Origin of the sequence: Kribbella italica (assembly GCF_014205135.1) — a bacterium.
Lineage (GTDB): Bacteria > Actinomycetota > Actinomycetes > Propionibacteriales > Kribbellaceae > Kribbella > Kribbella italica.
On the sequence record NZ_JACHMY010000001.1, the window covers coordinates 2,862,735 to 2,876,083 of the forward strand.

At 68.7% G+C, this 13,349-nt stretch carries 11 protein-coding genes; 6 read left to right on the forward strand and 5 right to left on the reverse strand.

Going from position 1 to position 13,349, the window contains the following annotated elements; genetic code table 11:
- Positions 1 to 4: 4 nt before the first annotated feature.
- Positions 5 to 2,374: a glycoside hydrolase family 3 N-terminal domain-containing protein gene (locus HDA39_RS13230; protein WP_337925733.1), complete on the reverse strand. Its 2,370-nt coding sequence runs from the start codon at positions 2,372 to 2,374 to the stop codon at positions 5 to 7.
- Between the two features lie 207 nt (positions 2,375 to 2,581).
- Between HDA39_RS13230 and HDA39_RS13235 the strand changes: the two genes are divergently transcribed.
- The 4 genes from HDA39_RS13235 to xylA all read left to right on the forward strand — a co-directional run bounded on the left by HDA39_RS13235 (position 2,582) and on the right by xylA (position 6,943).
- Positions 2,582 to 3,928 (forward strand): extracellular solute-binding protein, encoded by a 1,347-nt coding sequence (locus HDA39_RS13235; RefSeq protein ID WP_184795513.1) that lies wholly within the window; start codon positions 2,582 to 2,584, stop codon positions 3,926 to 3,928.
- A 95-nt stretch (positions 3,929 to 4,023) separates the two neighbouring features.
- Positions 4,024 to 4,866, forward strand: a complete 843-nt coding sequence (locus HDA39_RS13240; protein WP_184795514.1) for a carbohydrate ABC transporter permease — start codon at positions 4,024 to 4,026, stop codon at positions 4,864 to 4,866.
- Position 4,867: 1 nt separating this feature from the next.
- The gene (locus tag HDA39_RS13245; protein ID WP_184795515.1) at positions 4,868 to 5,755 is read left to right on the forward strand and encodes a carbohydrate ABC transporter permease; all 888 of its coding nucleotides are present in this window, start codon (positions 4,868 to 4,870) and stop codon (positions 5,753 to 5,755) included.
- 21 nt (positions 5,756 to 5,776) lie between these two features.
- Entirely contained in the window at positions 5,777 to 6,943 is a 1,167-nt protein-coding gene (xylA, locus tag HDA39_RS13250) for a xylose isomerase (protein WP_184795516.1), read from the forward strand.
- A 68-nt stretch (positions 6,944 to 7,011) separates the two neighbouring features.
- On the opposite strand, the gene HDA39_RS13255 is transcribed toward xylA, so the two are convergent.
- Both HDA39_RS13255 and HDA39_RS13260 read right to left on the reverse strand, forming a co-directional pair.
- Positions 7,012 to 7,752, reverse strand: coding sequence for a hypothetical protein (locus tag HDA39_RS13255; RefSeq protein WP_184795517.1), 741 nt, complete (start codon positions 7,750 to 7,752; stop codon positions 7,012 to 7,014).
- Positions 7,753 to 7,754: 2 nt separating this feature from the next.
- Positions 7,755 to 8,375 carry a papain-like cysteine protease family protein gene (locus tag HDA39_RS13260; RefSeq protein WP_184795518.1) on the reverse strand — a complete coding sequence of 207 codons (621 nt, stop codon included), beginning with the start codon at positions 8,373 to 8,375 and terminating at the stop codon, positions 7,755 to 7,757.
- Positions 8,376 to 8,561: 186 nt separating this feature from the next.
- Between HDA39_RS13260 and HDA39_RS13265 the strand changes: the two genes are divergently transcribed.
- Both HDA39_RS13265 and HDA39_RS13270 read left to right on the forward strand, forming a co-directional pair.
- A complete protein-coding gene (locus HDA39_RS13265; RefSeq protein ID WP_184795519.1) occupies positions 8,562 to 9,464 on the forward strand; it encodes a hypothetical protein in 903 nt (300 codons plus the stop codon).
- Between the two features lie 157 nt (positions 9,465 to 9,621).
- Positions 9,622 to 10,788, forward strand: a complete 1,167-nt coding sequence (locus HDA39_RS13270; RefSeq protein WP_184795520.1) for an MFS transporter — start codon at positions 9,622 to 9,624, stop codon at positions 10,786 to 10,788.
- Here HDA39_RS13270 and HDA39_RS13275 read toward each other — a convergent pair.
- Positions 10,785 to 11,627, reverse strand: a complete 843-nt coding sequence (locus HDA39_RS13275; RefSeq protein ID WP_184795521.1) for a phosphotransferase — start codon at positions 11,625 to 11,627, stop codon at positions 10,785 to 10,787. The two genes, HDA39_RS13270 and HDA39_RS13275, sit on opposite strands and share 4 nt — an antisense overlap.
- A 162-nt stretch (positions 11,628 to 11,789) precedes the next feature.
- Complete coding sequence (locus tag HDA39_RS13280) at positions 11,790 to 13,148, reverse strand: NAD-dependent succinate-semialdehyde dehydrogenase (RefSeq protein WP_184795522.1); 1,359 nt, start codon at positions 13,146 to 13,148, stop codon at positions 11,790 to 11,792.
- Positions 13,149 to 13,349: the final 201 nt, after the last annotated feature.

A 13,349-nucleotide genomic window follows, 5' to 3' on the forward strand; every position in this document is an offset into this window, starting at 1 on the left:
CTGCTCACTCTCCTCCTGCTGCGCTGACGGGCGTCAGGCCGACGGGGGTCACCATCGTACGATCGTGCCCCACCACCCGAGTCGCCCCCGTGACCCGCACCGTACCGCGCGCGGGCAGGTCGATCGAGGAAGTTCCGGCCAGCAGCTCGATGTCGCCCGCCTCGACGATCCGGCGCAGGTCCGGACCCGTGTACGCCGTCCGGTCGGCGTCGACGCGGAACGTCACGTCGACGGCAGCGCCCGGTTCCAGCGACACCCGCGCGAACCCGATCAGCAGCTTCAGCGGCCGCGCGACCTGCGCCACGACATCGTGCAGGTACAGCTGAACGACCTCGTCACCGGCCCGCTCCCCCGTGTTCCGCACCTGCACGGTCGCGGTGAGCTCGCCGTCGGTCGGGATCTCGGTCTCGCTCAGCCGCAGCGCGCCGATCTCGAAGGTCGTGTACGACGCCCCGAACCCGAACGGGAACAGGGGCACGGTCTCCAGTCCGCTGATCCCCGCGCTCTCCGCGCTCCCGAGCGCCGGCTGCAGGTACGTACCGGGCTGCCCGCCGACGTGCCGCGGGACCTGGACCGGTAGCTTGCCGCCGGGCGTCACCCGCCCACTCAGTACGCCGGCGATCGCGGCGCCACCTTCCTGACCGGGCATGAAAGCCTGCACCAACCCCGCCGCACGATCCGCGATGCCGCCCAGCGCGTACGGCCGACCTGACACGACCACCACGACGACCGGGGTACCGGTGTCCAGCAGCGCGTCGAGCAGCTCGGCCTGAACGCCAGGCAGCCGCAGATCTTCGGCGTCGCACCCTTCACCGGACGAGCCGTGCCCGAACAGACCGGACAGGTCTCCGACGTACGCGATGCACAGGTCGGCAGCGCGCGCCGCCTCGACCGCGGCCGCGAAGCCGGAGCGATCGTTGCCCAGCACCTCGCAACCAGGGGCGTGCAGCAACTCGGGCCCGGGAAGTTCGTTGCGGAGGGCATCAAGGGCCGAGGGCACCTCGATGCCGAGGGCACGGTCCGGGTACCGCGGAAGCACGTGGTTGGGGAAGGCGTAGCAGCCCATGAACGACTTGGGCTCCGCGGCACACGGGCCGACGACAGCAATGCGTCGATGGCCCTGCAGCGGCAACGCCGTACCGGCGTCCAGCAGCACGATCGAGCGCTCCGCGACCTCACGCGCCAGCGCGCGGTTCTCCGACGAGTCCAGATCGACGGCCTGCACAGAAGACTCGGGCGTCCAGTCCGGATCGAGCAGCCCGAGCTTCACCTTCTGCACCAGCAACCGCCGCGCGGCACGATCGACCAGCTCCTCCGGCACCTCACCGGACTCGACCAGCTTCACCAGCCCGTCCCCGAAACCGATCGTGTCCGGCAGTTCGACATCCGTCCCCGCACTCAAAGCGAGCGCACCAGCAGCATCGGTGTCCGCCGCAACCCGGTGCATCGTCGCCAGGAACGGCACGGCCCAGTAGTCGGAGACGACCGTCCCGTCGAAACCCCACTCGTCCCGCAGCAACTCCGTGAACAGCCACGGATCCGCCCCCGCCGGCAGCCCGTCCAGATCGGAGTACGACGTCATCACCGACCCGGCACCACCAGTCGCGATCGCCGTCTCGAACGTCGGCAGCACGACGTCGAGCAGCTCGCGCCGCCCGATCGACACCGGACCGTGGTTGCGTCCGGCCCGCGACGCCGAGTACCCGGCGAAATGCTTGAGCGTGGCAACGACTCCGGAGCTCTGCAGCCCCCGCACGTACGCCGACCCGACCATCCCCACCAGGAACGGATCCTCACCGATCGTCTCCTCGACCCGACCCCACCGGTAGTCGCGCACGACATCGAGCACCGGCGACAACCCCTGGTGCACACCGGCCGCGGCCAGGTCACGCCCGATCGCGCCGGCCATTCGCTCGACCAGATCGGGATCGAAGGTCGCACCCCAGGCCAGCGCGGTCGGGTAGACGGTCGCGCCGTACGTCGTGAAGCCGGTCAGGCACTCCTCGTGCACCAGCGCCGGTACGCCGAGCCGCGATCCCGCGAGCACGACCTTGTGCTGCCGCACGACCTCGGCGACGCCCTCATCGACCGTCAACGGGACGCTGCCCCAGACGCGGGTGAGGTGACCGAGTCCGTTCCGGCTCGCCTCCTCGAGGGAGACCGAACCGCCCTGGGCGAAGACGTCCTGCATCGGCGCGACGTTCAGCGTCTCCTCGGCCGGCAACTCTTCCTCCTCGGCCATGTCGTTGCCGATCCAGCGGCTGCCGAGCTGCGCGACCTTCTCCGGCAGCGTCATCGCGTCCAGCAGCAGCCCGGCCCGCTCCTCCGCCGTGAGCGCGGTGTCCAGCCACGGCCGATCGTCTCGAGCTGCCACGAAAGTCTCCTTCTTGATCGATCAAAGTCACCGCGCGGTATCGAAAACTATCGCTACTGAACTCGGTGTGTATCGCCAACAGTGCAGCCTTGAAGTCGAAAGTTTCAAGACCTTGACAGCCACATCACCGAAACCTACGTTACGAAACACAGTCTTAACCGCCGTGAAGTCTTCGCGGCCAGGATTTCGGAGATCAGGGTGGATCCCATGACGACTTCTCGGCGCACGTTCCTCCGCCTGACCGGTGCCGGCGCCGTCGCGGCCGGCTTGGCCGCCTGCGGCACCTCCGGTCCACAGAGCACCGGTGGCTCGACCGGTGGCGGCAGCACCGGCACCGGTGCGACGTACTGGTTCCTCACCGGCCAGCCGCAGCAGGGCATCCGCGCGGCCCAGGTCAAGCGGTTCAACGACGCGAACTCGGGCACGCAACTGAAGACCAACGAGTTCCAGAACGACGCGTTCAAGCAGAAGATCAAGACCGCGATCGGCGCCGGCCAGGGTCCGACGCTGATCTGGGGCTGGGGCGGCGGAGGCCTGAAGAGCTACGTCGACGCCAACCAGGTCGAGGACCTGACCAGCTGGTTCGGCCAGAACGCCGAGCTGAAGAACCAGATCTTCCCGGCCGCGTTCGGCGCCGCCACCGTCGGCGGCAAGATCTACGCGATGCCGGTGGAGACCACGACGCCGATCGTGCTGTTCTACAACAAGAAGGTCTTCGAGCAGGTCGGCGCGGAGCCGCCGAAGTCGTGGGGCGACATCCTCGACCTCGTACCGAAGTTCAACGACGCCAAGATCGCGCCGTTCTCGCTCGGCGGCCAGTCGCGCTGGACGAACATGATGTGGCTGGAGTTCCTGTACGACCGGATCGGCGGCAGCGAGGTCTTCCAGAACATCTTCGACGGCAAGGCGAACGCCTGGTCCGACCCCTCCTCGCTCAAGGCGCTCGAGGAGATGCAGAAACTGATCAAGGCGAACGGTTTCATCAAGGGCTTCTCCTCCATCACGGCCGACTCCAACGCCGACCAGGCTCTGCTTTACACCGGCAAGGCCGCGATGATGCTGCACGGCGCCTGGACGTACGGCGGGATGAAGGCCGACGGCGGCGACTTCGTCACCGGCGGCCACCTCGGCTACATGAACTTCCCGCCGGTCGACGGCGGCAAGGGCGACCCGACCAGCACGGTCGGCAACCCGGGGCAGTACCTGTCGATCTCGTCGAAGGCCAGCGACGCCGACAAGGAGGTCGCGAAGAAGTTCCTCGCGAACAACACCCTGGACTCCGCCTCGGTCGACGCGTGGATCGCGTCCGGCAGCGTGCCGGTGGTCAAGGGCACCGAGTCCAAGCTGGCCGCCGTACCGGACAAGAACGACGCCGCGTGGCTGAAGTTCGTGTACGACACCTCCAGCACCGCGAAGACCTTCGGGCAGTCGTGGGACCAGGCACTCAGCCCGTCCCAGGCCGAGGCGCTGCTGGACAACATCGCCAAGCTGTTCCAGCTGTCGATCAGCCCGCAGCAGTTCGCCGACAGCATGAACGCGGTGATCGGCAAGTGACGGCGGCCGCTCCCCCGGCTCCTGCGCGGGCCGGTGGGCGGACCGGTTCCCACGCTGGTTCCGGGCAGGTCGGGCGGAGCGGCCCGGTCGCGTGGATGGTCCTGCCGGCCCTCGCGATGTTCCTGGCCTTCGGCGTCGTCCCGCTGGTCGGCGTCCTGGTCCTGAGCTTCACCCAGTGGGACGGCCTCGGCGCGATCAACCCGGCCGGTTTCTCCAACTGGAGCAGCGTTCTGAGCGATCCGGGACTGCCGCACGCGTTGTTCGTGACGTTCGAGATCATGATCCTGTCCTGGGCGGTGCAGACTCCGCTGAGCCTGTTGCTCGGGGTGTTCCTGGCCGGGCGTCAGCGGTACCGCGCGCTCCTGGCCGTGCTGTACTTCGTCCCGCTGCTGCTCAGCTCGGCGGCGATCGCGATCACCTACAAGGCGCTGCTCGACCCGAACTTCGGGCTCGGCGCCGGCCTGCACATCGGGTTCCTCACCCAGGACTGGCTGGGCAAGGACAACCTCGCGCTCGGCGTGGTGATCTTCGTGGTGTCCTGGCAGTTCATCCCGTTCCACTCGCTGATCTACCAAGGCGGCGTCCGGCAGATCCCGACCACGATGTACGAGGCGGCCTCGATCGACGGCGCCGGGCGGGTCCGGCAGTTCTTCAGCATCACCGTGCCGCAGCTCAAGTACACGATCATCACGTCGTCCACGCTGATGGTGGTCGGCTCGCTGACCTTCTTCGACCTGATCTTCGTGCTGACCGCCGGTGGCCCAGGCGATGCCACCCGGGTGCTGGCACTCGACATGTACAAGCGCGGCTTCCAGGCCAACCTGATGGGACCGGCCAGCGTGATCGCCGTCCTGCTGGTGCTGATCGGACTCGCGCTGGCCCTGATCCTGCGCCGCGTCGGCGGCAGCACGACGGCCAGCCAGCAGGAAGGTGCGTGAGATGGCGGTCGCGACGAGCGCTCGGACGGCAACCGCCCCGGCCCGCGGCGGTACGTCGTACGGGCGCAAGCTGATCCGGCTGAACTGGCTCGGCGGTACGGCGGGCTGGCTGTGGCTGGTGATCGTGATCGTGCCGATCTACTGGATCGTGGTCACGTCGTTCAAGGACCAGAGCGCGTTCTTCACCCAGAACCCGTTCGCGCTGCCGGCCGACCCGACGATCGCCAACTACCAGCTGGTGATCAAGTCGGACTTCCCGCGGTACTTCGTCAACAGCGTGCTCGTGACGGCCGGGACGATCGTTCCGGCGGTGGCGATCGCGTTCATGGCGGCGTACGCGATCGTCCGCGGCGCGGGCAGCCGGTTCCTTGCCGGGGTCAACGGGTTGTTCCTGATGGGCCTCGCGATCCCGTTGCAGGCCACGATCATCCCGGTGTACCTGCTGATCATCAAGCTGCACCTGTACGACAGCCTGCTGGCGATCGTGCTGCCGTCGATCGCGTTCTCGATCCCGCTGTCGGTGCTGGTGCTGACCAACTTCATCCGCGACGTGCCCAAGGAACTGTTCGAGTCGATGCGGGTCGACGGCGCGAGCGAGTGGGGCATGCTGCGCAGCCTCGCGCTGCCGCTGACCCGGCCGGCGCTCGTCACCGTCAGCATCTACAACGGCCTCGGCGTCTGGAACGGCTTCCTCCTGCCACTGATCCTGACCCAGAGCCCCGACAAACGCACGCTCCCGCTGGCGCTGTGGACCTTCCAGGGCCAGTACTCCGTCAACGTGCCGGCCGTGCTCGCGTCGGTCGTCCTGACCACGTTGCCGATCGTGATTCTGTACGCGATCGGGCGGCGGCAACTGCTGAGCGGCCTGACGGCCGGCTTCAGCCGCTAACCCCTCGAGAGGACCACCCCTATGACGAACGCCGATTTCACCCCCACCCCAGAGGACAAGTTCTCCTTCGGGCTGTGGACGGTCGGCTGGCAGGGCGTCGACGTGTTCGGCGGTGAGGTCCGGCCGGTGCTGGACCCGGCCGCGGCCGTGCACAAGCTGCGTGAACTCGGCGCGTACGGCATCACCTTTCACGACAACGACGTGTTCCCCTTCGGCAGTACGGCGGCCGAGCGCGACGCGCACCTGAAGCCGTTCCGCGCCGCGCTGGAGGAGACCGGCCTCAAGGTCCCGATGGTGACGACGAACCTGTTCTCGCACCCGGTCTTCCGCGACGGCGGCTTCACCAACAACGACCGCGACGTCCGGCGGTACGCGATCCGCAAGACGGCCGACCAGCTGGATCTCGCGGCCGAGCTGGGCGCGGAGACGTTCGTCGCCTGGGGCGGTCGCGAGGGTGCCGAGTCGGGCGCGGCCAAGGATGTGCGGGCGGCGCTCGACCGGTACAAGGAAGCCTTCGACATCCTCGGGTCCTACGCCTTGGAGCAGGGCTACGACATCCGCTTCGCGATCGAGCCGAAGCCGAACGAGCCGCGCGGCGACATCCTGCTCCCGACGATCGGCCACGCGCTCGCGTTCATCGAGTCGCTGGAGCACTCCGAGCGGGTCGGCCTCAACCCCGAGGTCGGTCACGAGGAGATGGCCGGGCTCAACTACGCGCACGGGATCGCCCAGGCGCTGTGGCACGGCAAGCTGTTCCACGCGGACCTGAACGGCCAGAACGGCCCGCGCTACGACCAGGACCTGCGGTTCGGCGCCGGCAACGCGCGCGGCGCGTTCTGGACGGTCGACGTACTGGAGCACGGCGGGTACGACGGGCCGCGGCACTTCGACTTCAAGCCGCCGCGCACGGAGGACATGGACGGCGTCTGGGCGTCGGCGGCCGGGTGCATGCGCAACTACCTGATCCTGCGCGCGAAGGTCCGTGCCTTCCGCAACGATCCCGAGGTCCAGCAGGCGTTGCTCGACGCGCGCCTCGACCAGCTCGCCCAGCCGACGCTGGCCGCGGGCGAGAACCTGGCGACGCTGCGCGCCGAGGACTTCGACCCCGAAGAGGCCGGGCGGCGCGGGATGGCCTTCGAACAGCTCGACCAGCTCGCGATCGAGCACCTGTACGGCACCCGGTCCTGACCCGACATCCGGACCGAGTGCGCAGGGAGGTGCAGGCAGGCGATCGCCTGCCTGCACCTACTGTTTTTCTAGGCGTTCTTCCTGCGGTAGAGCACCAGTGTGTACGCACCGAGCAGGAGTACGCCCCCGCCGGCCGCGACCTGCACCAGCGGGAAGCTGGAGTCGGCGGTCGCCGCGTTGACGTCGTACCCGCCCGCGGTTCCGTTGGCGTGGTACGCACTGCCGGCCTGCTTGTCGCCGTACCGGCTGGTGACCTTCTCCTGGTACGCCGCGACGCTGATCGGCTGGGCACCGATCGCCTCGGTCGCCGACGGGTTCAGCGCGCGGACCCGATCACCGGACAGCGCGTACCACGCGCCGATCTGCGGCTCGGTGAAGAGCTTCGCGCCCTTGGCCGCACCGGCCATCTTCGACTCGGTGTTGCCGCTGGCAACGTTCACCGCCTGCCACGTCCCGGCGGCGTCGGGCGCGGTGTAGACCGTCATCGCGGCCCCGCCCTTCGACGCCGAGGTCGCGACGTACCACAGCGACGCCACGTCAGCGGACTTCCCGGCCACGAACTCCGGGTTCAGCGCGTACACCGGTACGGCGTCCTGCTGCACGACCGTGCCCGCCTTCGCGGCGGTCTGCGGGAGCCGCTCAGCGGCCTTGGCGATCAGCTGACCGGCGGCCGCGGAGTGGGCCGCGGCCTTGGCGGCGGCGAGATCCGGTCCGGGCGCAGCGGCACCGGCAGTACCGGCCGCAGAACCCGCGAGGACGAGGGAGGCGACGAGGAGGCCGGCCGAGCGCCGTACACGAAGCTTCTTCATGCTCAGGCTCCGATCCGGTAGAGGGAGTGGGTCCACTGGAACTGGGAGTTGTTCAGGTACCAGTTGTAGGTGGAGGTGTTGTAGCGCGGGTCCGAGCCCCACGGGTTGTAGTACTCGATCGTGGAGTTCGACGCGTCGTACCCGATGATGTCCATCATGTGACCGCCGCCGGACTTCCAGCCGATCCGCGTCATCACCGGGCGGTTGGCGTTGATCTCGGTCTGCAGGCTGCCGAAGCTCAGCGTGCCGCTGATGTAGCTGCCCTGGCTGATCCCGATGCTGCGGAACGCCCGCTGGTCGTTGGCCAGCGTGGCCTGGTCGTTCGGGCAGGCGGCGTTCTGGTTGTAGCCGAAGGCCAGGTTGCAGAACTGGTTCTGCGAGTAGTTCTTGCCGTAGTACCTGGCGATGCTGTTGCCGGTGGCGGCCCAGCACCAGTTCGACTTCTCCTGGGCTTGGCCGTTCACGTCGAGGTACCGGCTCGCGGCGACCTGCTGTCCGACCTGTTGGGCGGCGGGAGCGACCGGCTCGGGCGCGGCCGTCGCGGCGATCGGGACGATCGGTGTCAACCCGATGATCGTTGCCACGAGCCATGACCAGGGGCGGTGCGTACTGACCCTCCTCATGGGGCCTCCTTCTCTGGGGCGGGGTGAGGCCACTCATCGTGATCAACCCCTCACAGCCGGGCAAGCGGTCGACGGCGGCCGTCGTACACGGTGTGAACGCGCTCTCCGGGGTGAACACCACCCTGTGCGGTGCTGCGGTCGCCGACTGTGAACGTTTACACTTCCTGCCCAGGAGGATCGGACCGGATGCAGACGCGCTTTCACGTGCCGGACATCGGACCGGAGACGCCGTTCGCCGACGCGCTCCGGATCGCGATCGCGGATCGCGGCCTCGCGCTGAACCGGATCCAGGCCCGGCTCGCCGAGCGCGGACTGCGCGTCGGGATCGCGACGCTGAGCACCTGGCAGAGCGGCCGCCGGCTCCCCCGCGCCGCGTCGCTGGCCGTCGTCACGGCGCTGGAGGAGCTGCTCGAGCTGCCGACCGGCTGGCTCGCCGTACGGATTCCGCCGGCTCGCCCGGAGACCGCGGTCAGCCATCGCCCGTACGCCGTGGTCGACTACGCGGCGACGCTGACGCGGCTGCTGGACGTCGTACGCGGTGATGCCCACGGGCGCCTGCGCAGCGTCACGGTCGTCGAGGAGATCGTCATCGGCGCGGACCGCAGCATGCGGTCGAAGCGGGTCGTGCAGACGGTGGTCGCGGTGAAGGAGGTCGACCGCCAGATCGTCGTGCACCAAGGCGAACCGGGCTGCGACGTCGCGCTGATCACCCCTCAGGGCCTGAACGGCTGCCGCACCGGACGGGTCGCTCGCGACCCCGAGGCCGGGGCGATCCTCGGCGAGCTGCTGCTCGACCGCACGCTGCATCCTGGCGACACCGCGGTCGTGCACTACGAGATCGACGACCGCAGCCGGATGCCGTCGACGCAGTACTACCGCTTCCATGAGTGGCCTGGCACGCATCACGTGCTGGAAGTCCAGTTCCACCGGGATGCGATGCCGGTGCGGGTGATCGAGTTCCGGCGCCGGCACTCGAGCGGGCCGGATCTGGTTCACCAGGACCTGATGATGAGCCCCGACGGTCGCGTGCACGTCGTCGCGCCGACGACCGATCCCGGCCTGATCGGCATCGCCTGGGAGTGGGACTAGCCCGCTCCGCCGGCCAGCTCCCGCGCCTCACCTTCTTCAAGTCTTCCCCTTCGCCACAGTTCCTTGCTTGCATCGTTAACCCGCGCTTGTTTTTAGTCCGCGTTTGCAAGTATTGTCGACGCCGGTAACAGTCGTACTGATTGATGGAGGCACAGTCATGCCGCTCGCTCTGCTCGCGCTGGCCATCGGCGCGTTCGGGATCGGCACCACGGAGTTCGTCATCGCCGGGCTGCTGCCGGAGGTGGCGACCGAGTTCGGCGTCTCGATCCCCGCGGCCGGCTGGCTGATCACCGGGTACGCGCTGAGCGTTGCCGTCGGCGCCCTGCCGATGACCGCGCTGGGCAACCGGATGCGCCGCAAGCAGCTCCTCCTGCTGCTGATGGCGATCTTCGTCGCGGGCAACATCGTGTCGCCGCTCGCGCCGTCGTACGGCGTGATGATGGCCGGCCGGATCGTCACCGCGCTGTGCCACGGCGCGTTCTTCGGGGTCGGCGCCGTGGTTGCCTCCGACCTGGTCAAGCCGGAGAAGAAGGCGAGCGCGATCGCGCTGATGTTCACCGGACTGACCGTCGCCAACGTGCTCGGCGTCCCGCTCGGGACCTTCATCGGCCAGGACCTCGGCTGGCGCGCGACGTTCTGGGTGGTCGCCGGGCTCGGTGTGATCGGGCTGATCGGGATCGCGGCGCTGGTCCCCGAGATCGCCCGGCCCGCGGGCGGGAACCTGCGCTCCGAGCTCGCGGTCTTCCGGAGCGCCAAGGTCTGGCTCGCCGTCGGTACGACGGTGCTCGGCTTCGGCGGCGTGTTCGCGTCGTTCACCTACATCGCGCCGATGATGACCGAGGAGGCCGGACTGCCGGAGAGCGCGATCTCGTGGTTGCTGGTGCTGTTCGGGATCGGCATGGTCTTCGGCAACCTGCTCGGCGGGCGCTTCGCCGACCGCGCGCTGATGCCGACGCTCTACACGTCGCTCGGCTCGCTCGCGCTGGTCCTGGTGGTCTTCGGCTTCACCGTGCACTGGGCGGTGCCTGCGATCGTCACGCTGTTCCTGCTCGGCGGGTTCGCGTTCTCGACGACGCCACCGCTGCAGCTGCGCACGCTGGCCAGCGCGTCGTCGGCTCCGACGGTCGCGTCGGCGGTCAACATCGGCGCCTTCAACCTGGGGAACGCCTTGGCTGCTTGGCTCGGTGGTCTGGTCATCGCGGGCGGTTACGGGTACGCGGCAACCAACTGGGCCGGCGCTGCGATGGCCGTCGGCGCGCTGATCCTGGCCGTGATCTCGGGAGCACTCGACCGCCGCTCGGCTCCCGCACTTGTCGCTGCCTAGATCCTCTGCTCGGCGAGGTCGACCCAGTAGTCGACCTCGCCGGCCGGGAAGTGCCGGATCGCCCAGTCGACCATCCGCAGACTCATGCTGGCCCAGGCCGCCCGCAGTACGTCGGACGGCAACTCGTCCAGCAGGTGGTCGAGTGGCACGGCGATCGGTCCGCGGACGCCGAACCGCAGCGTCACCAGGTCGAACCCACGATGCCCCCGCCCGGCGCCGTCCCAGTCGATCACGCCGGTGATCCGGCCGTCGGTCTGCAACAGGTTCCCCGGATGGAAGTCGACGTGCACGGCATCGTCGCCGACCAGCGTCTCCACCTCCACGGCCGCGATCCGCCGCTCCAACGCCGCCGTCCGCGCGTCGCGCTGCTTCAGCGGCTCGTGCAGACAGAACCCCGGCCCGTCGGTCTGAAGGTAGAGCGGCAACGACGGCACCGCCGACCCGGCCAGTCGGCCGGCCTGCAGCTCGTTGAGGGCTAGCACTTGGTCCAGGAGCTCGGGCGTGAGCTGGTCAACGGTTGCCCCCGGCATCAACTCCTGCACGGTCACCACCGCCGTACCGACCTGCACCGCCAACTCGGTCCGAGGCGCCGGATACCCGCTCTCTCGCAGTACGTCGACCACCGCCAGCGGCCCGCGCTCCAGCTCCTCCAGCCGGATCCCAGGCCGCCACTTCAGCACCGACCGCCGCCCGTCCTCCCACCGCACGAATGCCGCGCCCACCTCTCCCCCGCCGCACGGCCCTTCGACAACCAACCTCACCCCCGCGATCCGCTCGACTTCCCTCGCGGCCCACGCCGCATCCAACCGCTGAACCCGCTGCCAGTCACCGTCCGCCACCCGTCGATCATCTCCCGGGACCCTCAACACCAAACGGGGCCTGCACCTCAGTCGCGGCGTCCGGCTCCATCGAGTCGATCAGCTCGTCCAGGACCTACCAAGTACCGGTACCCGAGTGGTGGCCGGTACTTGGTAGGTGGCGGGCGACGAGGTCAGTACGGACTACAGGCGGATCGACTTCCTGTTCATGAACTCCTCGATCCCCGCAGGCCCCAGCTCTCGGCCCATCCCGCTGCGCTTGATGCCACCGAACGGCAGGTCCGCCTGCGACCCACCCGCGCTGTTCAGGTAGACCATGCCGGCCTCGATCTGCCGCGCGACGCGGGTGTTGCGTTCGCGGTCCGTGCCCCAAACACTCGCGCCGAGCCCGAACGGCGAGTCGTTGGCGATCGCGATCGCCTCCTCCTCGGTCTCGGCCTTGAAGACGAGCACCACCGGGCCGAAGATCTCGTCGCGGTAGGCGTCCATCTCCGGCGTGACGTCGGTCAGTACGGTCGCCTCCAGGTACGCGCCAGGGCCGATCCGGTGCCCGCCGGTGCGCAGGGTCGCGCCCTGCTCGATCGCCGTCGCGACCTGCCCGGCCACCTCGTCGGCGGCCGCGACCGACGCCAACGGCGGCAGGGTCGTCTTCGGGTCCGACGGATCGCCCGCGACGTAGTACTCGGAGATCCGTTTGGTCAGCTTGTCGACGAACTCGTCGTACAGATCGGCCAGCACGATCATCCGTTTCGGCGCGTTGCAGGACTGACCGCAGTTGCGCATCCGGGCCGTCGCGGTCGCCTTGACGGTCTCGTCGAGGTCGTCGGTGTCGAGCACGATCAGCGGGTCGGACCCGCCGAGCTCCAGCACCGTCTTCTTCAGGTTCTTGCCCGCCTCGGCCGCCACCGAGATCCCGGCCGCCTCACTACCGGTCAGTGAGACGCCGACGATCCGCGGGTCGGCCAGGATCCACGGCACCTGCCGGCTGGAGGCGAACACGTTGACGTAGGCGTCGTCCGGTACGCCGGCGTCGCTCAGGATCTGCGCGATCGCCACCGAGGCACGCGGGCAGATCGAGGCGTGCTTGAGCAGGATCGTGTTGCCGAGCACCAGGTTGGGCGCGACGAAACGGGCCACCTGGTAGACCGGGAAGTTCCACGGCATCACGCCGAGCAGCGCGCCGATCGGCTCCTTGGTGATCACCGCGTCACCGCCCTTGATCGCCAGCGGCTCGTCGGCGAGCAGGGCAGGGCCCTGCTCGGCGTAGTACTTGAAGATCTCGACCACGATGCCGACCTCACCCCGGCCCTCGTTGATCCGTTTGCCCATCTCCAGCGTCATGACCGCCGCCAGCTCGTCGGCCCGCTCGGCGAACAACTCCGCGGCCCGCGCGACGATCGCGGCCCGCTCGGCCACCGGCCGCCGCCGCCAGGCCGCGAACCCGGCGTGCACCCGCCCGATCGCGTCCCGGACCTGCTCGTCGCTGGCGTTCTCGATCTCCTCGACCAGTTCACCCGTCACCGGGTCTGTGACTGAGTACATGGGGGACGAGTCCTCCGTTCTCTACGACAGTGCGCAAGAGCACAGGCTAGCGACTTCCCTACATACTGTATACAGTCATCTCAGATTCAGAAGACAGGGGAAAACCCGCAGATCACTCCTGTTCGCCAGTGGTTCGAAGAGGGCATGCTTGGGCAAGAAATTCCCCGTCGGCCCGGCCGGCGGGGTCACTCCCCGCCCATC

Excerpts from the sequence above, each read along its gene's own strand:
- HDA39_RS13280 (WP_184795522.1), bottom strand. The coding sequence starts at position 13,148 with ATGTACTCAGTCACAGACCCGGTGACGGGTGAACTGGTCGAGGAGATC.
- HDA39_RS13255 (WP_184795517.1), bottom strand. The coding sequence starts at position 7,752 with ATGAAGAAGCTTCGTGTACGGCGCTCGGCCGGCCTCCTCGTCGCCTCC.
- HDA39_RS13240 (WP_184795514.1), top strand. The coding sequence starts at position 4,024 with ATGGTCCTGCCGGCCCTCGCGATGTTCCTGGCCTTCGGCGTCGTCCCG.
- HDA39_RS13270 (WP_184795520.1), top strand. The coding sequence starts at position 9,622 with ATGCCGCTCGCTCTGCTCGCGCTGGCCATCGGCGCGTTCGGGATCGGC.
- HDA39_RS13245 (WP_184795515.1), top strand. The coding sequence starts at position 4,868 with ATGGCGGTCGCGACGAGCGCTCGGACGGCAACCGCCCCGGCCCGCGGC.
- HDA39_RS13235 (WP_184795513.1), top strand. The coding sequence starts at position 2,582 with ATGACGACTTCTCGGCGCACGTTCCTCCGCCTGACCGGTGCCGGCGCC.
- HDA39_RS13260 (WP_184795518.1), bottom strand. The coding sequence starts at position 8,375 with ATGAGGAGGGTCAGTACGCACCGCCCCTGGTCATGGCTCGTGGCAACG.
- HDA39_RS13265 (WP_184795519.1), top strand. The coding sequence starts at position 8,562 with ATGCAGACGCGCTTTCACGTGCCGGACATCGGACCGGAGACGCCGTTC.
- xylA (WP_184795516.1), top strand. The coding sequence starts at position 5,777 with ATGACGAACGCCGATTTCACCCCCACCCCAGAGGACAAGTTCTCCTTC.